Below are 23,463 nucleotides of genomic sequence, written 5' to 3'. Positions count from 1 at the left end.
CTTCCGTATCCTTGTGTCGCTAACCAGGGCCCAAAAACCGGTCACTGGAAACTGCATTTTCCACCGGCAGGTGGCTCCTGCCCTTATTTAAAACAGCGACCATGAAAGAGTTAGACAAAACGGATTCGGATCGAATTCTGGATTTTCCAGCCGCCGGCATGTGGTGGCAAATTACCAAAGACACGAAAGAGACCAACGGTGCTTTTTTTGAAGTCATCAATGTGCTGGTGCCGGGTTTTGAGGGGCCTCCGCAGCACATTCACCCCCAGGCCGAGGAAAGCTATCAGGTGCTGGAAGGTACGCTGGATGTGTGGATCGACGGACAATGGCGGCTGGTCAAACCGGGCGAAACCGCAACCGTTCCGGCGGGTGTGCCGCATACGCTCAAAAATTCACACCCCGAACCGGTTCGGCTCCTCAATGTCCACAAACCCGCCCTCGGTTTTGAGCGGTTTTTCCGGCGGATGCACACCCTGATTGCCAGTGGAAAAATGACGCTGCCGCCAAAGAACTTCGGTTCCCTGATCCGGATTTCGATGCTTTTCGTGGACCACGAAAAAGAAATCAAGTCGGCCAACCCGCCCCACGGGCTCATGCGGTTTCTGGCCTTCGTGGGCAGCACGCTCGGCTACAAGTTGCCGGACTGACAACCCGTAAAAACCGACCACCACGCATCGAACCGATGCTCCGGCGGTTTCCATTTTTCGTCCTTAATCTGTCCTTGTACCATGAAGAAACGTTTTACTTCCCTCTTCCCGACCCATGCCGTTGCAGCATTGCGTACCCGGTTTTTATTACTGGGTTGCCTGCTCGGTTTTTCGCTGGTCGTTTCCGCCCAGACGACCACCCGGTTTGTGTCGACAACCGGCACCAACGGCAATCCGGCGACGGCCACCAGTTGGGCCACCGCCACGTCTAATTTGCAGGGCGCCATCAACTCGCTCAGCGCGGGCGGTGAGGTCTGGGTAGCCGGGGGAACCTACAAACCCACCACCGGATCCGACCGCACTATTAGCTTCAGCATGAAGAACAACGTGGCCATTTACGGCGGTTTTGTGGGAACCGAAGCCAATCGCAGCGAGCGGCCCGCCATCGACCTGACCACCCCTTCCAGCACCACCCTGAGTGGCGACATTGGCACAGTAGGCGACCCGGCCGACAACAGCCTCCACGTCATATGGAACATAAACATTGCCAGTACGGCCACCCTGGACGGGTTTGTGATTACGGGAGGGAATGCCAACTATAATAATGCGAACGATCCCAGAAATAAGGGTGGGGGAATGTTAAATACGAGCTCCAGTCCCAGCCTGACCAACTGTAGCTTTACGTTCAACACAGCTAATGGTGGAGGAGGGGGATTGCGTAATAATGATGACTCCAGTAGTCCGAGCCTAACCAACTGTAGCTTTACATCAAATACTGCTAATGCGGGAGGAGGTATCTCAAATAGTGCCCCCAATACCAGCCTGACTAACTGTAGATTTACGTCCAATTGGGCTGATGCAGGAGGGGGAATGAGTTCTGATGAAAGCGGCAGATTGACCGACTGTAGCTTCACGTCAAATATGGCTAGACTTGGAGGGGGTATCTATTTAGTTTACTCCAGTTCCAACCTAACCAACTGTCGGTTTACGTCAAATACCGCTATTTGGGGAGGGGGAGGGATTTATAATGCTACCTCCAGTCCCATCCTGACCAACTGTAGTTTTGTGTCAAATACTACTACTCTGGGAGGAGGTGGAGGTGTCTTTAATATATACGTCAGCAATCCCAGTCTTATCAATTGCCTCTTCTGGAACAATGGAGGAAACAATACGCTTTATAATGATAATGCTACGACAACGGCCAGTTATTGCCTGTTCGAGCCTGAGGTAGTCAACTATATTGGCTCCAACAACCTGACCACCAATGCATCGCCCTTCGTTAGTTTGGATAACCTCCAACTGACGGCCTGTTCCGTGGCCGTCAATGCCGGTGATCCGGCCAGTGCCACGGCGGTTTCCGGGCCGTACAGTGTCACCGCCCTGCCCCAGACGGATCTGGCCGGGAATGCCCGCATCTACGGAAACCGGGTCGATATCGGGGCTTACGAGTTTCAGGGCGAACCAGCGGCTAGCATCACCGTGTCAACCCTGGCTTCTTCCGCCAGCGTCACCATCGGGCAACCCGTAAGTCTGTCGGCAACGGTAACGGGCGGCAGTAACCTGAGTTTTAGCTGGGCCGCCCCGGCCGGAGCTTCCCTAGGAAGCACCACGACCAACCCCGCGAGTGCCACCCTGCTCACCAGCGGTCCCAAGGCGTTCACAGTGACGGTCACCAATCTCACTTCGGGCTGCACCGCCACCAGCAGTGTTACCGTAACCGGCACTGCCGTGACCTCGACCACCCGGTACGTGTCGACGACCGGCACCAATGGCGATCCAGCAACGGCCACCAGTTGGGCCACCGCCACGGCCGATTTGCAAGGGGCCATTAACTCGCTCAATGCGGGCGGTGAGGTGTGGGTAGCCGGAGGAACCTACAAACCCACCACCGGAACCGACCGCAACATTAGCTTCAGTATGAAGAACAACGTGGCCATTTACGGCGGTTTTGTGGGAACTGAAGCCAATCGCAGCGAGCGGCCCGCCATCAATCTGACCACTCCTTCCAGCACCACCCTCAGTGGTGACATTGGGACACTGGGCGACCCGACCGACAACAGCTACCACGTCATATCCAACCTAAATATTAACAGTACGGCCATCCTGAACGGGTTTGTCATTACGGGAGGGAATGCCAACTATGATAATACGAACGATGACAGGAGTGTCGGTGGGGGAATGGCAAATAGTGGCTCCAGTCCCAGTCTGATCAATTGTCATTTTACGTCAAATACCGCTTATCATGGCGGGGGGGTGTATAATGTTAATCTTTCTTCTCCCAGTCTGACCAACTGTAGCTTTACGTCAAATACCGCTGGTTCTGGTGGGGGTATGCACAATGCGAGTGCCAGCCCCATCCTGACCAACTGTAGCTTTACGTTAAATTCAGCTAGTTTTGGTGGGGGGGTGACAAATAATACCTTCCAATCCAGTCCCATTCTGACCAACTGTAGTTTTACGTCAAATACAGCCACTGTTAATGGAGGAGGAATTTATAATGTTAATTCGAGCCATTCCAGTCTCATCAATTGCATCTTCTGGAACAATGGAGGAAATAAAACGATACATAATAATAGTAGTGGTACAACAACGGCCAGGTATTGCCTGTTCGAAGCGGAAGTGACCGATTATACCGGCTCCAACAACCTCACCACAACCACCTCGCCCTTTGTCAGTTCGGATAACCTTCAACTCACCACCTGTTCTGTGGCCATCAATGCCGGTGATCCGGCCAGTGCCACGGCGGTCTCCGGGCCCTATAGTGTCACCGCCCTGCCCCAGACGGATCTGGCCGGGAATCCCCGCATTTCCGGAAATCGGGTCGATATGGGAGCCTACGAGTTTCAGGGAGAACCGGGAGTTATCACCGTGTCAACCCTGGCTTCTTCCGCCAGCGTCTGCGTCGGGCAATCGGTTAGTCTGTCGGCAACGGTAACGGGGGGCAGTAACCTGAGTTATAGCTGGGCCGCCCCGGCCGGAGCAAACCTGAGCAGTACCACGACCAACCCCGTGAGTGCTACCCTCCTCACCAGCGGCCCCAAGGCCTTTACGGTGACGGTCACCAATCTTACTTCGGGTTGCACCGCCACCAGCAGTGTCACCGTAACCGGCGATGCGGCTTCTGCTCCCCCCAATCTGACCAGCACGACCGTTACGCAGGGAGCACCAACGATCATTCTTACCGCCAGCAATTGTGCCGGAACCCTTACCTGGAACGGACCGGGCGGCTCGTCGGGAACCGGGGCCATTTCCGTTTTGACCACAAACCCCGGCACGTTCGTCTACCAGGCCACGTGCAACGTCGGTGGTTGTATCAGTAATGCCGCCAGTGCCACCGTGGTGGTCACCGCGCCGACCGTCACCGGTTCCTTCGATGGGTTCATCTACGGCGCCGACTGCTCGAGTTTCCGGGGTTGGGCCTGGGATCGTAATAAACCCAATACCGTCGTCTCGGTCGAAATTCTGGTGGATTCCGAAAGCAAGGGGACGGTTCTGGCCAACGAGTTTCGGCAGGATTTGAAAGACGCGGGCAAGGGCAATGGTATTCATGCCTTTCGGTGGAACATCCCGGATGAGCTGAAAGATGGCGAAGTACATACCCTCTCCGCCAAGGTGGCCGGTAGCGGTTTTACCCTCAAAGACGGACCGAAAACCATCCGCTGCCAGAACGGAACCCCGCCACCCCCGCCGAACAAGCCGCCCGTCGCTCCCGCGATGACGCCATTGACCATCCAGCAAGGGGTAAATTTTACCACGACCTTACCCGTTTTCACCGATCCGGAAAACAGTACCCTGAGCTACGCGCTGGCGGGCCTGCCCAGTGGCCTGACCTTTACCAGCAGTACCCGGCAGATTAGCGGAAAAACCGAGATTGCGGGAAACTTCCAGCTAACCTACTCGGCGACCGATGACAGAGGTGCAACCAACAGCGTGAGTTTCAACCTGACCGTCAATCCAGCCGAAACCGTCGTCACGGGCAGTTTCGAAGGCTATCTGGACAAACTCGATTGTGGAGGAATTCGCGGCTGGGTCTGGGATCGCAACAAACCCAACACCCCACTCACGGTGGAATTTTACCTCGAACCCAGTCCGGGAACCATCACGCCTTTGGGAAGTACACTGGCTAATATTTACCGGGTCGATCTGAAAGATGCCGGGAAAGGGAATGGTGTTCATGCCTACAACTTCACCCCGCCGGGCAGTGTCACCAATGGCACCAAGGTGTTGGCGCGGGTGCTGGGTTCTACGTTTATCTTGAAAGGCTCTCCGAAGGAATACCAGTGTAATGCTCCAACCCGTCTGTCCGCCGAATCCACGACTGCGCTTGAGGTGACGGTTTTGGGCAATCCGGTCTTGGATCAGGTTGAGGTAGAAATCCGCGGAGCCGAAGGAAAACCGCTGCAGTTGCAGTTGACTGACGTCAATGGGCATCTGATCCGTGAGCAGCGGGTACCGCAGGCGGCTGTGGTTGACCATCTCCGGTTCCCGGTTTTCCAGCAGGCTCCGGGCGTGCTTCTGTTGCGGGTCAGTACGCCGACGCAACAGAAAACCGTCCGGATTTTGAAAGGAAAGTAAGGCAGGTACAAAAGGTATTCCGAAGCCATTCGTTGGTAGAAATGCCATTTTCTTTTTGAGGGGGTTAAAAGTCCCTGATTGAGACTTTTAACCCCCTCAAAAAGTGGTAGAGAATATCGGTTTTCATTTCCCATTCAAACCGAATCCTTCTAGGCAATGCGATTTTATGAAATTGCTTTTTTGCAATTCCGGTGAGTGGTCTTGTCCTGATCAAAATTTGATACCTTTTTGAACCTGTTATTTCTTCTCACAGTACATGAGAAATTTGGCTCTTATAGTGAAACCTTCACCAGATCCTTCAACACCGGTGGTGATCAACCGTCTAACTATGTTATGAACGAAAAGCTTAGGTTCGTTGAACCCTGATCGAGCTGGTAACCAACCTGCTCCCTTAACCAGGTCCATTAAACTACGTATGAAACGTTCGCTACACCCCGCCCTACTCGCTTTTGTTTCCCTGTTCTGGGGAAGTAATTGGATGGCCTGCGCCCAGTCAACCGAGATAGACAGTTTGAAACGACAATTGATCCAGCAACGCGCTGATACCAATCGGGTGCGTCGGCTGAACCGGCTGGGGCGTCTTTATCTCGACATCAAACCCGACACTACCTATCGACTCGCGCAACAGGCGTATCGGCTTGCGCAGCAATTGGACGACAAACCCGGTCAGGCCAAGGGACTTAGTATGATGGGCAGCAGTCTTTCCAGTCTGGGAGATTATCCGAAAGCCATTCGCTTTTTTCAGCAATCGCTTCAGATTAGCCGATCCATTCACGATCTGCCTGCCATTTCCGCCGTACTCAACAACATGGTTTCTCCCTATCAGGCGCAAAAGGACCACAAGCGCTCGCTCCGTCTGCTTAAGGAATCCCAACGAGTCTTTGACCAGGTTCACCGGAACGATCCACAAAGAGCCGTCCTAAATTATGCTATTCTATACAGCAACCTGGGAGAAGCTTACCTTCTGATCAATCAGTTGGATTCGGCCGACTATTACTTGAAAAAGGCCACACTGTTGACTGAACAGGAACAAGGCCGAATCGTTCTGGACCATAACCTCTACGTATTGGGCGATTTACACCTAAAGCGTCACGACACCACCACCGCACTTTCGTATTACCGCCGGGCTCTGGTGGCCGCCGGGCAAAGTAATTCGACGGTTATTATGGCGGATATTTATTTGAGCATTGCCTCCTTATACCACGCAACCGGCGCTATAGATTCCAGCATCGTCAACGCCAGCCGGGCACTCGCAGCCGGACAGCAAACGAATTACCTCGATGGCATTCTATCCGCCAGCGAACTCCTGACGAAGCTCTACGAAGGGCGCAACAATACGCAGGCGCTGCGCTATTACAAAGTTGCCGTAGCGGCTAAGGACAGCCTCTTCAGTCAGGAAAAAATCAAACAACTCCTCACGCTTGGCTTTGAGGAACAGCAGCGTCAACAGGAACAGGCCGCTCTGGAGGCATCCTATCAAAACCGCATCCGTCTGTATGGGCTATCGGGGCTGATCGCCGTGGTGATGCTGGTGGCCGGGTTGCTTTGGCGAACCAATCAACGTCAACGACGTACCAACCAGTTGCTGACTCGTCAAAAAACCGAACTCGATCAGCAGCGGGGCAAAGCGGAGCAGGCACTGGGGGAACTCCAGACGACGCAGGCTCAGCTGATTCAAAAGGAAAAGATGGCCTCTCTGGGTGAACTCACGGCCGGAATCGCTCACGAAATTCAGAACCCCCTGAACTTTGTCACGAACTTCTCGGAAGTAAGCGGAGAGTTGGTGCAGGAACTAAAAGAAGAAGCTTCAGCGGGTCGACTGGAAGATGTGCTGGCGATCGCCGACGATTTAACCATGAACCTTCAAAAGATCAACCACCATGGCAAACGGGCGGATTCGATTGTCAAAGGCATGCTGGAGCATAGTCGCAGTAGCACCGGAGAGCGGCAAGTCGCCGATCTTAACGCGTTGACGAATGAATACTTGAAACTGGCCTATCACGGGCTTCGGGCGAAAGATAAAGACTTTAATGCCGAACTGGTGACCAACTTTGATGGCAATTTATCGCCCATCGAACTGGTTCCCCAGGACATGGGCCGGGTGTTGCTAAACCTGTACAATAATGCCTTTTATGCCGTTGCGGAGCGGCAAAAGGCGACACCGGAAGGGTATCGGGTGACGGTGAGTACCCATCGCAGCAACGGGAAGGTGGAAATCCGGGTAAAAGATAATGGTACCGGCATTCCGGAATCGGTCAAAGCCAAAATCTTTCAACCCTTCTTTACTACTAAGCCCACCGGGCAGGGAACCGGGCTTGGTTTATCGATGAGTTATGACATCATCACTAACGGACACGGTGGAAGCCTGGAAGTGGAAACGAAGACGGGTGATGGCACCGAAATGGTGGTCAGGTTGTCGGCGTAAATAGCGATTTTTGCCCGCAGTTAATCACAACAAATCCACACTTAATTTAGGAAACGCATCCTCTCGGTGGTAGGTCTAATCGGCCCCTTAGCCGCTGGTGGACAATCAAAATTGATTTTTAATTCCCAGTTTGGTAAGGCGATCTTATCTCAAATCCTGGCCAGTCAAACTTGGAGAATCGGGTCGGTATGACCTGAACTCATATCCTGATCTGTCATCAAAAGCAGTAACAATTACCAAAACGGTCAACGGAATTCAGGACGAGACACTATCCCAACCCGTTAGCCGAAGTTTCATCCCTTCCCTATGGACCCTCACCTACTGCTAAAAACGTTACGGGAAAGGCACCATTTTCCCCAAGAAGAGTTCCAGAAATTTATTCTGCTTTTTCAGGAGCGATTTGTTCCTAAAAATGAATTGCTCTTTCAGCAGGATTCTGTGGTCAAACACCTGGCATTTGTCTTGAAAGGTTGCCTCAGACAATACCACAACACCCCGGAAGGAACCGAACGAACCATATTTTTTGCCGAAGAAGGATGGTGGTGTGGCGAAATGGATAGCTTCATCAACCGCACTCCCTCAACCATGAGCATGCAGGCGCTGGAAGATTGCCAGTTGATTTATCTCAACCGGGAAAACTGGGAATATGCCACCCGAACGATTCCGGACTATGCGCTTTACCAGATTATCAACCGGGGGCACACCGTGGCCAAGCTTAAAAACATGCTCAGCAACATGGCCACGGAAACGCCGGACGAAAAATACCGCCGAATCCTGAAAGAATCCCCCCACTGGATCAACCGTATTCCTCAATACCACATCGCCAGTTATTTGGGCGTAACCCCCGAGACGCTCAGCCGCATTCGAAAAAGAAACCGGCACTTATGAACTTTCTTGATTCAAATCAATTTTTTACCGGCTCCCGGTAAGTTGCTTTGTCCTATCGCCAAAGAAAATGCTATGAAACCTTGTGAAGTAATCAATCTGGGCAATGGCCTGGAAATCCATTTTTGTTTAGATGCGGCCGACACCAACGCCCAGTTTACGCTCTTCAAAGTCGTGATTCATCCCCATGCGAAAGTGCCAGCTGCGCACTATCATGACCATTTCGATGAAACCCTGTACGGCTTGAAAGGATCGCTTACCTTGACGGTGGATGATCAGGCTCTGCAACTTGGGGCCGGTGATCATTACTTTATTAAAAGAGGCCGGATTCACAGCTTTACGAACGACTCCGACGAAACGGTGGAAATCCTGGCCTACGCCAATCCCGGCGTGTTCACAGCCAATTACTTCAAAGACATTCTTGGCGTATTAAAGGCCGGTGGTCCGCCGGATATGGGCCGATTGAAGGCCATTATGCTGGAGCATGGCCTGGTGCCCGTGGCCAACTGACCAACCGGTTTGAGGTTGTAGTAGGCGGTTTTTTGGGCTACCGAAACCCGGCTGTTCCCAGCGTATCCACCGGGTTGGTCAGCAAGGATGATCGGTCCGCGCCAAATGCGGTTGGTTTTCGATATAACCGCTCATCAATTCGTGCCAGCCGGTTTCAATTCAATTCATGGCCACATCAGCATTCCCTCGTTCGGACGGATCTAGTGGCCCCTCTCCATTCGATATGACTTTACATTCTACTATACATTGGCAACCAGTTTTATCTGCTGGTCGTTTTCCTTGGCTTTTCGATGGCCGTTTCGGCGATGGATAAGGAGCCAGACAAAGCAGCTACGGGGCAGCCGGATTGGGTGGATGGGACCAATTCCAATCGCAACGCTGCCGCCGAAGAATTTCGGGTCCCCTGATCCGGATTTCGATGCTTTTCGTCGACCACGAAAAAGAAATCAAGTCGTCTAATCCCCCCCACGGACTCATGCGGTTTCTGGCCTTTGTGGGCAGTACGCTCGGCTACAAGTTGCCGGACTGACAACCCGCAAAAACCGCCTACCCATCCGCTCACCGATGCTCCGGCGGTTTCCATTTTTCGTCCTTAATCTATCCATGTAAAATGAAGAAACGTTTTACCTCACTATTCCCGACCGAGGCCATCGCGGCATTGCGTACCCGGTTTTTATTACTGGGTTGCCTGCTCGGTTTTTCGCTNCGGCGGTTTCCATTTTTCGTCCTTAATCTATCCATGTAAAATGAAGAAACGTTTTACCTCACTATTCCCGACCGAGGCCATCGCGGCATTGCGTACCCGGTTTTTATTACTGGGTTGCCTGCTCGGTTTTTCGCTGGTCGTTTCCGCCCAGACGACCACCCGGTTTGTGTCGACAACCGGTACCAATTCCAATCCGGCGACGGCTACCAGTTGGGCCACGGCCACGTCTGATTTGCAGGGGGCCATCAACTCGCTCAGCGCGGGCGGAGAGGTGTGGGTAGCCGGGGGAACCTACAAACCCACCACCGGAACCGACCGCGAAATTTACTTCAGAATGAGGGACAACGTGGCCATTTACGGCGGTTTTGTGGGAACCGAAGCCAATCGCAGCGAGCGGCCCGCCCTCAACCTGACCACCCCGTCCAGCACCACCCTGAGTGGCGATATTGGGACGGCGGGCGACCCGGCCGACAACAGTTACCACGTCATTTATAACGTATCCCTCACCAATACGGCCATTCTGGACGGATTTGTGATTACGGGGGGGAATGCCGATAATTCGAGCGATTTCAAGGCTAACGGTGGGGGGATGTTGAATTTAGGGGCCAGTCCCGGCCTAACCAATTGTCATTTTACGTCAAATACCGCAACTTATGGAGGGGGATTGTATAATCACGCATCCTCTAATCCCATTCTGACCAACTGTAGCTTTACGTTAAATACCGCAACTTATGGAGGGGGGGGCTATAATTCTAGCTCCAGTCCCACTCTGACCAACTGTAGCTTTACGTCAAATACCGCAACTGATGGAGGGGGAATGATTAATAGTGTATCTAATCCCATTCTGACCAACTGTAGTTTTATGTTAAATACGGCTACTGATGGAGGAGGGGTCTATAACTATTCTGCCTCCAGTCCCAGCCTGACCAATTGTAGCTTTACGTCAAATACCGCAGGGGATTTTGGCGGGGGGATGTTTAATGTTAATTCCAGTCCCAGTCTGACCAGTTGTAGATTTACGTCAAATACAGCTGGTTCTTTTGGGGGAGGAATGGTGAGTCAGAGTTCCAGTTTCAGCCTGACCAACTGTAGCTTTACGTCAAATACCGCAAGTTATGGTGGGGGAATAGAAACTAATAACTCCAGTTCCAGCCTGATCAACTGTAGCTTTACGTCAAATACAGCTATAAATAGCAATGCAGGGGGATTCTTTAATTCTAACTTCAGCAATACCAATCTCATCAATTGCATTTTCTGGAACAATGGAGGAAGTAATTCGATATATGTCGATGCAACCTCAGCGACAACGGCCAGCTACAGTCTGTTCGAGCCGTCGGTAACCAACTATACCGGCTCCAACAACCTGACCACCACCACCTCGCCCTTTGTCAGTGCGGTTAACCTCCAACTGACGGCCTGTTCCGTGGCTGTCAATGCTGGTGATCCGGCCAGTGCCACGGCGGTCTCCGGGCCCTACAGTGTCACGGCCCTGCCCCAGACGGATCTGGCCGGGAATGCCCGCATCTTCGGAAACCGGGTCGACATGGGAGCTTACGAGTTACAGGGAGAACCGGGAGTTATCACCGTGACAACCCTGGCTTCTTCCGCCAGCGTAACCATCGGGCAGCCCGTTAGTCTGTCGGCAACGGTAACGGGCGGCAGTAACCTGAGTTATAGCTGGGCCGCCCCGGCCGGAGCCTCCTTGGGTAGTACCTCGACCAACCCCGTGAGTGCCATCCTGCTCACCACCGGCCCTAAGGCCTTCACGGTGACGGTCGCCAACCTCAGCTCGGGCTGCACCGCCACCAGCAGTATCACCGTAACGGGCAATCCCGTGACCTCGACGACCCGGTTTGTGTCGACGACCGGCACCAACGGTAATCCGGCGACGGCCACCAGTTGGGCCACGGCCACGGCTGATTTGCAGGGGGCCATCAACTCGCTCAGCGCGGGCGGTGAGGTTTGGGTGGCCGGGGGGACCTACAAACCCACCACCGGATCCGACCGCGAAATTAGCTTCAGCATGAAAAACAACGTGGCCATTTACGGCGGTTTTGTGGGAACCGAAGCCAATCGCAGCGAGCGCCCCCCCCTCAACCTGACCACTCCTTCCAGCACCACCCTGAGTGGTGACATTGGGACGGTGGGCGACCCGGGCGACAACAGTTATAACGTCATTTCTAACACAAACATCGCCAGTACGGCCATCCTGAACGGGTTTGTGATTACGGGGGGGAATGCCAACTATGATAATCTGAACGATTTAAGGGATTTTGGGGGTGGAATGTTCAATACCAATTCCAGTCCCAGCCTGATCAACTGTAGCTTTATAGCGAATAGAGCCAATGTTTCAGGCGGGGGAATGTATAATCACATGTCCAGTCCCAGCCTGACGAACTGTGGTTTTACCTCAAATACTGCTCTTGCTGGTGGTGGTGTCTATAATGCCCTCGAACAATCCAGTCCCAGTTTTACCAATTGTAGCTTTATATCAAATACCGCCAGGCAAATCGGGGGAGGAATGGCCGGTGGTTATAACGTATATCTGACCAATTGTCGTTTCGTCTCCAACGCTTCTGGCCCTGGTAATGGCGTTCATTTGGGCGGTGGAGCGGTGTATAATGAAACTGGCAACACCTTCTTTACCAACTGCAGCTTTGCTTCAAATACATCAACAGGTACTGGCGGGGCTATTTCCATTAGGGGGGGCATCACTGCCAGTCTCATCAATTGCATCTTCTGGAACAATGGGGGAAGTAATACGCTATTTTATGATAATGGTGGGGCAATAACGGCCAGTTATTGTTTGTTCGAACCTTCGGTAACGGGCTATACCAGCTCTAACAGCCTGATCACCACCACTTCGCCCTTTGTCAGTTCGGATAACTTCCAACTTACCAACTGTTCCGCGGCCATTAATGCCGGTGATCCCGCCAGTGCCACGGCCGTTTCCGGACCCTACAGTGTCACCGCCCTGCCCCAGACGGATCTGGCCGGAAATCCCCGCATTTCCGGAAATCGGGTCGACATCGGGGCTTACGAGTTTCAGGGAGAACCATCGGCTGGCATCACGGTGTCAACCCTGGCTTCTTCTGCCAGCGTCTGCATCGGGCAATCGGTTAGTCTGTCGGCAACGGTAACGGGCGGCAGTAGTCTGAGTTATGGCTGGGCTGCACCGGCCGGAGCCACCCTCGGCAGTACCACGACCAACCCCGTGAGTGCCACCCTGCTCACCACCGGCCCCAAGGCATTTACGGTTACGGTCACCAATCTTACTTCGGGCTGCACCGCCACCAGCAGTGTCACCGTAACGGGCAATACGGCTCCCACGGCCACCATCACGCCCTCAAGCGCGACGCTGACCTGCGCCAGTCCGACCGTCAGTCTGACCGCCAGCGGGGGAAGTTCTTACCGTTGGGACGACAACTCCACCAATGCCGTTCGAAGTGTCAGTGTTGCCGGACCGTATTCGGTCACCGTCACGGCGGACGGGGGGTGTTCGGCTACCACCACCCTAACGGTTTCGGGCAATGCCTCCGCTCCCACGGCCACCATCACGCCATCGAGCGCGACGCTGACCTGCGCCAGTCCCACCGTGAGCTTGACCGCCAGCGGGGGAGTTTCCTATCGTTGGGACGACAACTCCACCAACGCCATCCGAACCGTCAGTGCCGCCGGACCCTATTCAGTCACCGTCACGGCGGGCAACGGTTGTTCGGCTTCCACCAGTATAACGGTTTCGGGCAATTCATCCGCTCCCACGGCCACCATCACGCCATCGAGCGCGACGCTGACCTGCGCCAGTCCCACCGTGAGCGTGACCGCCAGCGGGGGAGTTTCCTATCGTTGGGACGACAACTCCACCAACGCCATCCGAACCGTGAGTGCCGCCGGACCCTATTCAGTCACCGTCACGGCGGGCAACGGTTGTTCGGCTTCCACCAGTATAACGGTTTCGGGCAATTCATCCGCTCCCACGGCCACCATCACGCCATCGAGCGCGACGCTGACCTGCGCCAGTCCCACCGTGAGCTTGACCGCCAGCGGGGGAGTCTCTTACCGTTGGGACGACAACTCCACCAACGCCATCCGAACCGTCAGTGCCGCCGGGCCGTATTCAGTCACCGTTACATCAGGCAACGGTTGTTCGGCTTCCACCAGCGTGACGGTTTCGGGCAATTCATCCGCGCCCACCGCAACGATTACACCGTCGAGTGCCACGCTGACCTGCGCCAGTCCGACCGTCAGTCTGACCGCCAGCGGGGGAGTCTCCTATCGTTGGGACGACAACTCCACCAACGCCATCCGAACCGTCAGTGCCGCCGGGCCGTATTCAGTCACCGTTACATCCGGCAACGGTTGTTCGGCTTCCACCAGCGTGACGGTTTCGGGCAATTCATCCGCGCCCACCGCAACGATTACACCGTCGAGTGCCACGCTGACCTGCGCCAGTCCGACCGTCAGTCTGACCGCCAGCGGGGGAGTCTCCTATCGTTGGGACGACAACTCTACGAATGCCATCCGAACCGTTAGTGCCGCCGGACCCTATTCGGTCACCGTCACGGCCGAGAATGGTTGTTCGGCTTCCACCAGCGTGACGATTAGTAGTAATGTACTTTCCGTCTCTACTCCCAATCTGGCCAGCACGACCGTCGTGCAGGGCTCACCTCCGGTGACGTTAACCGCCAGCAATTGTGCCGGAGTCCTTACCTGGAATGGCCCGGGTGGTTCGTCGGGAACCGGAGTCATTTCAGTTGAAACAACGAACGCCGGAACCTTCGTCTACCAGGCCACCTGTACCATCAGTGGCTGCGTCAGTGATCCCGCCAGTGCCACCGTGGTAGTCACTGCGCCGACCGTCACCGGTTCTTTCGATGGGTTCATTTACGGAGGGGATTGCACTAGTTTCCGGGGCTGGGCCTGGGATCGCAACAAACCCAATACCGTCGTCACGGTCGAGATTCTGGTGGATTCCGAAAGCAAGGGGACGGTTCTGGCCAACGAGTTTCGGCAGGATTTGAAAGATGGCGGCAAGGGCAATGGGATTCATGCGTTTCGGTGGAACATTCCGGACGAGCTGAAAGATGGCGAAGTACATACTCTTTCCGCCACTGTGGCCGGTAGTGGTTTCACCCTCAAAGACGGACCGAAAACCATCCGCTGCCAGAACGGCACCCCTCCGCCCCCACCGAACAAACCGCCCGTCGCTCCCGCGATAACGCCATTGACCATCCAGCAGGGAGTGACTTTTACCACGACCTTACCGGCTTTCACCGATCCGGAAAACGGTACCCTGAGCTATGCGCTGGCCGGCCTGCCCAGTGGCCTGACCTTCACCAGTGGTACCCGGCAGATTAGCGGAAAAACCGAGATCGCGGGAAGCTTTGCGCTGACCTACTCAGCAACGGATGACAGAGGAGCGACCAACAGCGTAAGTTTCAACCTGACCGTCAACCCGGCCGAAACCGTTGTCACGGGCAGTTTCGAAGGCTATCTGGATAAACTCGATTGCGGAGGCATTCGCGGCTGGGTCTGGGATCGCAATAAACCCAATACCCCTCTAACGGTGGAATTTTACCTCGAACCCAGTCCGGGAACCATCACACCTTTGGGGAGTACATTGGCTAATATTTACCGGATTGACCTGAAAGAGGCCGGGAAAGGCAATGGGGCTCATGCGTATAATTTCACGCCACCGGGCAGTGTCACCAACGGCACCAAGGTGTTGGCGCGGGTGCTGGGTTCCACGTTCGTTTTAAAAGGTTCGCCAAAGGAATACCAGTGTGCGCCCGGTTCCCGGTTGTCGGCCGAAACCACTTCCGACCTACAGGTAACGGTGTTGGGCAACCCGGTTTCGAATCAGGTTGAAGTAGAAATCCGGGGAGCCGAAGGAAAACCGCTGCACGTGCAATTGACGGACGTCAGTGGCCATCTGGTCAGTGAGCAGCAGGTGCCGCAGGCGGCTGCCGTCGAACACCACCGATTACCGGTTTTCCATCAGGCACCGGGCCTCCTGATGTTACGGGTCAGCACCCAAACCCAGGCAAAAACCGTAAAAATTCTCAAGACACAATAAGTTGATGGTAGCTAAAATCGCCTTTTGGTAGAGAAGACCATACAATCGGGTTACACACCATCCCGGTTTATCGGTCTAATGTACCAAAGGGCGATTGCCAATGCCTACGGTTTTTACGCCAGCACCACCTCCTCTGTCGGGTCGATCCGCAACCAAAGCAGGCAACTGCACAGCAGCAGGAACGCAATCAGGAACAGCGGCAGGTTGAAGTCGCCGGTGAGGTTGACGATGTAACCGAACAGCACGCCCAGAAAAACCGCCCCCAATTGCCCCACTGTATTCATCGCCCCCGACACCATACCCGACTGACTCCGGCCCACATCGTTGCAAACCGCAAACGAAACCGGTAATGTCAAGTCTTTGAAACCCATGCCCATCGACAGAAAAATGGCGGCCGTTTGATTGTCTTTGGTCAGTGCCGACAGCAGGATCATCACCGCAGAAAGCCCCAGTCCCACGATGCCCACCACCCGCCGACCGACTTTTAACCCGTAGCGTTTCGAGAGCCAGTCGCTCAAATAACCGCCCGTGAAACAACCGATGGCACCCAGAAAAAAAGGCAGGGTCGAAAAAAGCTGCATGTGTTCTTTATCGAAATGTCGTCCTTCCTTGAGGTAGGTGGGCAGCCAGCCCGTGAAGAAATACGCGCCATACATGTAAAAATGGAACATCAGCATGATGGCCCACATGTTCTGACTCCGCAAAACCGCCCGCCAGGGAATGTGGTGGCTGGAAATGCGAAACCGCCGGTTTTCTTCGATGTGGGCGAGTTCATCGGCGGTGATGTTCTTTTTTTCGTTGGGAAAATCGCGAAACCAGATGTACCAGCAAACCGCCCAGACCAGACCCAGCAAGCCCATCGCGTAGAAAGATGCCCGCCAGCCAAAGTGCGTCGCCATCGGCACCACGATCCAGGGTGCCAACATTCCGCCTACGCGACCAGCGGCCCAGATATAGGCCTGCGCCCGGCCGGTTTCCTGCCGCGGAAACCAGCGGGAAACCACGATGGAAGCATTGGGATAGGCCCCGGCTTCGCCCGCACCAAACAAAAACCGCACGATGACCAGATACAACCAGCTCGTGGCGGTGCCGGTGAGCGCCGTGAAAACCGACCACCAGCCCACCACCCGCGTCAACACCCGCCGGGGGCCGAGTCGGTCGCCGAGGGCACCGGTTGGCAGTTCAAAAAGGGCGTAGGAAAGCGCGAAGGCACTCAGGATCCAGCCCCACTGATCGTTCCCGATCTTTAAGTCACTCTTGATGTCCGATGCGACCAGCGAGATGCAGGTTCGGTCGATGTAGGTAATGGTGGAAAGCGCGAATAAAAACGAGAGTACCCGGGAACGGTAATTCATGAGAAGGGCCGTGGTGAAATCCGGTCTCAAAGTAGTGAATTACTAGACAGGATTGTAGTGATTTCGTGAATTACACAAAATCCTCCCGCATCGGCGTAAACACATCCACCAGCACCCCGGCTTCGAGGGCCACGGCACCGTGGGGCACATCCGGCGGCAGGTGATACACATCCCCGGATTTCAGTTCCCGCGTTTCGTCGCCAATCGTGATGGCAAACCGCCCGCTTTCGACGTAGCTCATCTGCGTGTGGTAATGGTGGTGAATGGCCCCAATGCCACCCGCGTCAAAGGCCACTTTCACCAGCATCAGGTTGGCGTCATACGCCATGATTTTGCGCCGGACACCGGGGCCGACGGCTTCCCAGGACAGGTTTTCATCGTTGATAAAAAGAGGATCGAGCGTTGACATCCGAGACTGGTTTTTACGTGAGACTTTCCCGGCAAAAATACCAAAATACGCCATACCAACCGCCCGGATTGGAAGAATACCCTGAATACGGCACTGGCTGGCCCGGTTTTCGGGAAGGCCCTAACGATAGATTTTCGCTTTTCGGGCAAAAAAATCAACAATTAACCGTTTATCTTAGTTGATTAAACCGGATATACCAGCCCCTGATTGGGTTGATTTGAAATGGATAAACCACCTCTGGATTCAACTCAAGACCCCCTAGTGACCGAAATTTCCCGATTGCGTGCGTTGATGGACAGCGCCCAGTCGGCTTTATTCCTGCTGCAACCGGTTCGGAATGATCAGGGCGAAATAACGGATTTCCGGTTTACCATTGTCAATAAAAAACTGGCGACCTTCGTCGATCAGGAACCCTCCGCCCTCCTCGGCGAGCTCCACAGCCGGTGGTTTCCGACCTACAAAACCAACGGCATTTTCGACCATTATTGCCGGGCCATGACCCAGAACGAACCCATCAAGCTCGAACACCACTACAACAGCGACGGCATGGACCGCTGGCTGACGGTGGTGGCCGACCGGTTTGGCGACGACCTTCGGGTTACGTTTCTGGATATCACCGAAAACAAACGCATCCAGCATCAACTCGAAGCCACCATCCACCAGATCCGGAATTCCAACGAAAATCTGGAGCAGTTTGCCTACATCGCGTCCCACGATTTGCAGGAACCGCTGCGTAAACTACAGGCTTTTGGCGATGTGTTGCAAAGTCAGTTTGCGGATAGTCTGGCCGATGGCGAAGTGGACCTCGTCCGCCGGATTCAGAATTCGGCCAAACGCATGCAGGTGCTGGTGCGCGACCTGCTGACGTATTCGCGCCTGTCGACCCAAACCGAACCGTTTGAAAACATCTCGCTGGCGCGGCTGATCAAGGAAGTGCTGGGTGATCTGGAAATGTCGATTTCGGAGAAAAAAGCACTTGTCAAGGTGTCTCCATTGCCTAATTTGCTCGGCAATCCGCTACGCTTGCGGCAGCTGTTCCAGAATCTGGTCGCCAACGCCATCAAATTTCAGAAAGCCGACCAGAAACCGGAGATTCAGATCAATGCCCGCTATCCCGAACCCGAAGAGTTACCGGAAGAACTGCGGAGCCAGTCCCAGCGGCTTTTTCTGCTGGTCGAAGTGGCCGACAATGGAATCGGTTTTGACGAGAAGTACAAGTCGCGGATTTTTCAACCCTTCCAGCGTCTGGAAAGCCGGTCAGCCTACAGCGGTACGGGCATCGGGCTGGCAGTCTGTAAAAAAGTAGCCGAAATTCACGGCGGAGCCATCGACGTATCCAGCCAGGTCGGCAAGGGCGCCACCTTTAAGGTGTTTCTGCCGGTATATGGCAAAAATGGTTAAGCTACCGCCTGATGCTCCGGTTGCGTATGTCTGAAAATGTCGTGGTATGCTAAGAAAGCCCGCTGAGCCGCTTCAATAATCTGATCGTGGTCTGCCTCGTTCTGAGCGGCTAAAATTGTCCCGAACGCCTTCCATTTGTTCAGGGCTTCGGCGCCGTATCCCCGGTAAAACCGGGCGTTCGCGAGCAGGGGCTGCAATGCCGGACTTTTCTGCAAATAATGCATCACGGCTTTCCCCCCCAACATCGAACCTTCGCCCACGTAAGCCGCTCCCAGCAGGTCAAGGGGTAACCATTGCCTGAACAGATCGGGCTTGCTGTCCGGCACTGGCATATTCAGTTCGGCCAGGTCTGCTTCCAGCCAGGGCGTTTTCCGGCGATCATCCTGATCGTAGGACTGAAAAAAAGCGGGATTTTGATCGATGGCGGTTTCCAGCGCCTGGTGAAACGTCCAATGAGCCCGCAACAAATGCCGGTATTGCTCCTGATTCATCGTACCAGTCCGCAAGGGATCATGGTAGAGCAAGGCTTCCGTTTGTTCATGTAAGGCACGGGTTTCGTGCCGCAGTCGTTCCGCTATCGTCATCATCGGTTTACCACATTGTTATCGATCAGCCAGAAGTCGCACAGCCGACGCAGCAACTGCCCGATCGATTGGTACGTACCGGGTTTGACGACGTAGGCATTTGCGCCGAGCTGAAACGACTGGCTAATGTCCTGCGGATTGTCGGAGGTACTGAAAACGACAATCGGTAACAGCCGTGTCCGGGACAGCGAACGTGCTCTTTCGATAATATCAAAACCGCTGTATTCCGACAAATCCAGGTCGAGCAACAGCAGTTTGGGCAGGGGAGCCGTCTCGGTCTGGTATTTTCCTTCGGCACTCAGGTAATCGAGGGCTTCGGAGCCCACATTGATCACTTTGTAGGAGATCGTTTTCTCCATTTTCCGCATCACCCGACCAAAAACGTCGGCATCATCCGGATTATCTTCAACATACAATAGATCTAACATCGTCGTACAAGTTTACGGAGTCTATTGCTCCTTTGGAAACGAAACTGAAAACCTGGTTTCGCGATTCGGTTCGCTATGAAACCAGATTTTTCCCCGGTGCCGGTTGATGATCCGTTTGACAATGGCCAGTCCGACCCCGGTGCCTTCAAAGCTGGCCGCATTTTCCAAACGCTTGAAAAGGTCAAACATTTTAGCGGCATGCTTCATATCGAAACCAATTCCATTGTCTTTTACGGTATACGTTACTTCGTCGCCGGTTTCCCGGCCTTCCACCCGAACCACCGCTTCCGGGACTCGCTGGGTATATTTGGTCGCATTGGAAATCAGATTCGTAAACACCTGATTCACCATCGTGGGGTCACCGTAAATCGACGGCATCTCGCCAAATTCGATTCGGACATTCCGGTTCTTATTCTTTTCGGTAATCAGAATTTCGTCCCGAATTACGTCCAGCATTTTGGGCATATCCAGTTGTTTAAAATTCAACTCGGTCCGCCCCATCCGGGAATAATACAAAATATGCCGAATCAGGGATCGCATCCGCTCCGTCGAATCCAGGATTTTCTGGAACATCACCCGCGTATCGTCGTCCATCGTGGCACCCTGTTCTTCCAGAATGATTTCGGAATAACAGCGGATCGACGACAGGGGCGTCCGCAAATCGTGCGAAACCGTATAACTGAACGCATCCAGTTCTTCGTAGGCAACCCGCAGCCGTTCATTCAATTGCCGGACTTCGTTGGCTTTGCGGGCCACCACCTGCAGCACGTCTTCCCGCAGTTTGATGGCGACCGATCGTTCGGCATCCCGCCAGGGCTCCGACGTATTGCGAACGGTTTGCGACCACGCTTCAAAACTCTTGCGCGGGTGCAAATGCTTTTGGCCGTTTTCCGAAACCGTCACGGGTTTATCCGGATTGCCCGCCCAGGTTACCTGCCGAATCTGCTCCGGTTTAAACCAGAGCAAATATTCATCCAGTTCCTTCGACAAAGCGACGGCCAGCATCCCAGAAGCCACTTCCCGAAAGGCTTCGGCCGGTGAATAGAGTTCCGGCAGGCGGTCGGTTTCAAAAACCGTGTCGAATTCCTGCGTTTTTAACCAGTTTGTGATCCCGGCCACCGCCGATTCGCCAGGGGTTTTGCCCATGGAATAAAAGGTATTGTCGAATGCTAACACTGCCCCGGTAGCACTGGTGATGTGTAAAACCGTCAACGGATGTTGGGTCAAACCCGCCACAACATCCCAGTCTTTCAGAATCTGGCTGTTCAGCGTTTGCCCGTTCTGCTGAATCTGAAACAGAAGCGACTGATCCTCTTCATCCTTCCGGAATTCGAGCGCCGACGACAGCAACTGGCTGACAAATTTAGCCGCCTGCCGGGCCGGAAAATCGACAAACCGGGGCGTCGAATGGTGGCAGGAAATCAGCCCCCACAATTCACCGCGGTACAGCAGCGAAATGCTCATGGAGGCCTGTACGCCCATATTTTTCAGATACTCGATGTGAATCGGCGACACCGCCCGCAGCACCGAGTGGGTCAGGTCCAGCGGCCGGGTTTCTCCCTGTTCACCATCACGCAATGAATAGATGGGCGAAGGGGCACTTTTCACGTCGGCAATGATCCGTACCAGATTGGTTTTATACAATTCTCTGGCCTGCCGCGGAATGTCCGAAGCCGGATAATGCAGGCCCAGATACGATTCCAGGTGCGATTCTTTTTCTTCAGCAATCACCTCGCCGTGCCAGTCGGCAGCAAACCGGTAAACCATCACGCGGTCGTAACCGATGATCTGCTTTACCCGCCGGGCAGTATTCTGGATCAGCTCGATCAACGACCGGTTGGATTGCACTTCGGTCAACGCATCGGCAATCAGTTGCTGCTCAAAATTGGCATGAGCCGCCACCGCCGATTCCCACTCCAGAATGATCAGGTTATCGTGTTGATGGGCAATCAGATTCCATCCTTTCCCGTTGATGTGAAACCGGTGTGGATTCATCCGCGACCAGGCGTTCTCCCGTTTTCCCACGTTCAGAATCGCCATCAACTCCGCGACCGGCAGATCGGTTTCGGTCAGTAAGGCATCGAGCGGTTTTCCCAGCAGATCGGTCGCCGACCGGTTTACAAACGTGCGGCAGTTCTCGCTACAGTAGCGAATGATAAAATCGTTTGCCGAAAGGGCCACTAAAAAACCGTGGCCCTGAATATAACCGGGAATGTGAATAGGCTCTGTTTCACAGTTGGTCAAATTGATTTCTGAAGGGGCTATGTTGGCTGTTGGTACAATCATTTTATAGGGTTAACCGACCACTCTGGTCTCTATTCTGTCTTATCTGAGGTTTCGAAAGCAAACGTATAAGGTAAAAAGGGAGGTCGTATCCGAGCAAATAAAACTCAAAAAACTTAGTTTGGGTTTAGAAAACCGGACTAAAAATAAGGAAAAACTTTGATGACAATTGCGTAAACATCAGCGCATTCGTGGGATGATCTTACCGAATCCGGGCCTTTTTGCCGGTTTTTCGACCATTTCCGAACCGTATTTTCCAAATCTGCCGCGAACTTTTACTTTTACCATTCTATTTCAAACCGGATTGTTGATGACTCCGACTTTCTATCTGCTCCTCTGGCTGTTTGCCATACCGCCCGGTCCACCAGCCGCCAAATGGAAGCTGGTCTGGGCCGATGAATTCAACACACCCGGTCCGCCCGATCCAAAGAAATGGGCGTTCGAAACCGGTTTTGTCCGCAACAACGAACTCCAGTGGTACCAGCCCGACAATGCCCGCTGCGAAAACGGTTTGCTCATCATCGAAGGCCGTCGGGAAAGCCGCCCGAATCCTACTCATCAGCCCGGCAGCACCCATTGGAAAACCAGCCGCGACTCCATCCGGTATACGGCCGCCAGCCTGCTGACCAAAGGGCTGCACCAGTGGCAATACGGCCGGTTTGAAATGCGGGCACGCATCGACACCCGGCCGGGGCTCTGGCCCGCGTTCTGGACGCTGGGCGTATCGGGCGAGTGGCCGGCCAACGGCGAAATCGACATCATGGAATATTACCGGAACATGCTGCTTGCCAATGTTGCCTGGGGAACGAATGAGAAGTGGAAGGCAGAATGGCGGACGACGAAAAAAAACATCACCGACTTCACCGATCCAAAGTGGTCGGAGAAATTCCACACCTGGCGTATGGATTGGAACCAGGATTTTATCAAACTGTACATCGACGATCAGTTGCTCAACTCGGTGGCGCTGTCGACCACCATCAACGGCGACGGCAGTGGTAAAAACCCGTTCCACCAGCCGCACTATGTACTCCTGAACCTCGCCATCGGCGGTCAGAACGGCGGTGACCCCTCGGCAACGAAATTCCCGGCGCGGTTTGAAGTCGATTATGTGCGGGTTTATCAGCAATGAGCGGTTGTTACACAGGGTTTATCAGAGGACACCAGGGTTAACCAGAGAAA

The 23,463-nt window shown here is 54.1% G+C and carries 13 protein-coding genes; 8 read left to right on the top strand and 5 right to left on the bottom strand.

Features of this window, described 5'->3' with window-relative positions; translation table 11 throughout:
• The first annotated feature begins 101 nt into the window (after nucleotides 1-101).
• From FH871_RS27415 to FH871_RS27390, 6 genes are all read left to right on the top strand, one after another.
• Nucleotides 102-647: a cupin domain-containing protein gene (locus tag FH871_RS27415; RefSeq protein WP_138994605.1), complete on the top strand. Its 546-nt coding sequence runs from the start codon at nucleotides 102-104 to the stop codon at nucleotides 645-647.
• A gap of 81 nt (nucleotides 648-728) precedes the next feature.
• Nucleotides 729-5,222, top strand: coding sequence for an S-layer family protein (locus FH871_RS27410; protein WP_138994604.1), 4,494 nt, complete (start codon nucleotides 729-731; stop codon nucleotides 5,220-5,222).
• 415 nt (nucleotides 5,223-5,637) lie between these two features.
• Complete coding sequence (locus tag FH871_RS27405) at nucleotides 5,638-7,647, top strand: ATP-binding protein (RefSeq protein WP_138994603.1); 2,010 nt, start codon at nucleotides 5,638-5,640, stop codon at nucleotides 7,645-7,647.
• 306 nt (nucleotides 7,648-7,953) lie between these two features.
• Complete coding sequence (locus FH871_RS27400; protein ID WP_138994602.1) at nucleotides 7,954-8,535, top strand: Crp/Fnr family transcriptional regulator; 582 nt, start codon at nucleotides 7,954-7,956, stop codon at nucleotides 8,533-8,535.
• 72 nt (nucleotides 8,536-8,607) lie between these two features.
• On the top strand, nucleotides 8,608-9,042 hold the full coding sequence (locus FH871_RS27395) for a cupin domain-containing protein (RefSeq protein WP_138994601.1): 435 nt from the start codon (nucleotides 8,608-8,610) through the stop codon (nucleotides 9,040-9,042).
• Nucleotides 9,043-9,788: 746 nt separating this feature from the next.
• Nucleotides 9,789-15,824: a choice-of-anchor Q domain-containing protein gene (locus FH871_RS27390; RefSeq protein WP_138994600.1), complete on the top strand. Its 6,036-nt coding sequence runs from the start codon at nucleotides 9,789-9,791 to the stop codon at nucleotides 15,822-15,824.
• Nucleotides 15,825-15,937: 113 nt separating this feature from the next.
• Here FH871_RS27390 and FH871_RS27385 read toward each other — a convergent pair whose 3' ends face one another.
• Together FH871_RS27385 and FH871_RS27380 are read right to left on the bottom strand one after the other, a co-directional pair.
• Nucleotides 15,938-17,179, bottom strand: coding sequence for an MFS transporter (locus tag FH871_RS27385; RefSeq protein ID WP_138994599.1), 1,242 nt, complete (start codon nucleotides 17,177-17,179; stop codon nucleotides 15,938-15,940).
• A gap of 70 nt (nucleotides 17,180-17,249) precedes the next feature.
• Nucleotides 17,250-17,588, bottom strand: coding sequence for a cupin domain-containing protein (locus FH871_RS27380; RefSeq protein ID WP_138994598.1), 339 nt, complete (start codon nucleotides 17,586-17,588; stop codon nucleotides 17,250-17,252).
• Between the two features lie 261 nt (nucleotides 17,589-17,849).
• Between FH871_RS27380 and FH871_RS27375 the strand changes: the two genes are divergently transcribed.
• Nucleotides 17,850-18,989, top strand: a complete 1,140-nt coding sequence (locus tag FH871_RS27375; RefSeq protein WP_171062969.1) for an ATP-binding protein — start codon at nucleotides 17,850-17,852, stop codon at nucleotides 18,987-18,989.
• On the opposite strand, the gene FH871_RS27370 is transcribed toward FH871_RS27375, so the two are convergent.
• From FH871_RS27370 to FH871_RS27360, 3 genes are read right to left on the bottom strand one after another with little or no spacing between them, the layout of a single operon-like run.
• Entirely contained in the window at nucleotides 18,986-19,576 is a 591-nt protein-coding gene (locus FH871_RS27370) for a biliverdin-producing heme oxygenase (RefSeq protein ID WP_138994596.1), read from the bottom strand. The two genes, FH871_RS27375 and FH871_RS27370, sit on opposite strands and share 4 nt — an antisense overlap.
• Nucleotides 19,573-20,001: a response regulator gene (locus tag FH871_RS27365; protein WP_138994595.1), complete on the bottom strand. Its 429-nt coding sequence runs from the start codon at nucleotides 19,999-20,001 to the stop codon at nucleotides 19,573-19,575. Before FH871_RS27365 ends, FH871_RS27370 begins: the two co-directional genes overlap by 4 nt.
• A 21-nt stretch (nucleotides 20,002-20,022) precedes the next feature.
• Complete coding sequence (locus FH871_RS27360) at nucleotides 20,023-22,287, bottom strand: ATP-binding protein (RefSeq protein WP_229317634.1); 2,265 nt, start codon at nucleotides 22,285-22,287, stop codon at nucleotides 20,023-20,025.
• A 307-nt stretch (nucleotides 22,288-22,594) separates the two neighbouring features.
• On the opposite strand from FH871_RS27360, the gene FH871_RS27355 reads away from it, so the two are divergent.
• The gene (locus tag FH871_RS27355; protein ID WP_138994594.1) at nucleotides 22,595-23,413 is read left to right on the top strand and encodes a family 16 glycosylhydrolase; all 819 of its coding nucleotides are present in this window, start codon (nucleotides 22,595-22,597) and stop codon (nucleotides 23,411-23,413) included.
• Nucleotides 23,414-23,463 lie beyond the last annotated feature (50 nt).

Source organism: Larkinella sp. C7 (assembly GCF_006149005.1).
In the GTDB taxonomy this organism is placed as follows: Bacteria; Bacteroidota; Bacteroidia; order Cytophagales; family Spirosomataceae; genus Larkinella.
This window is presented reverse-complemented; position numbering and strand designations above follow the sequence as displayed.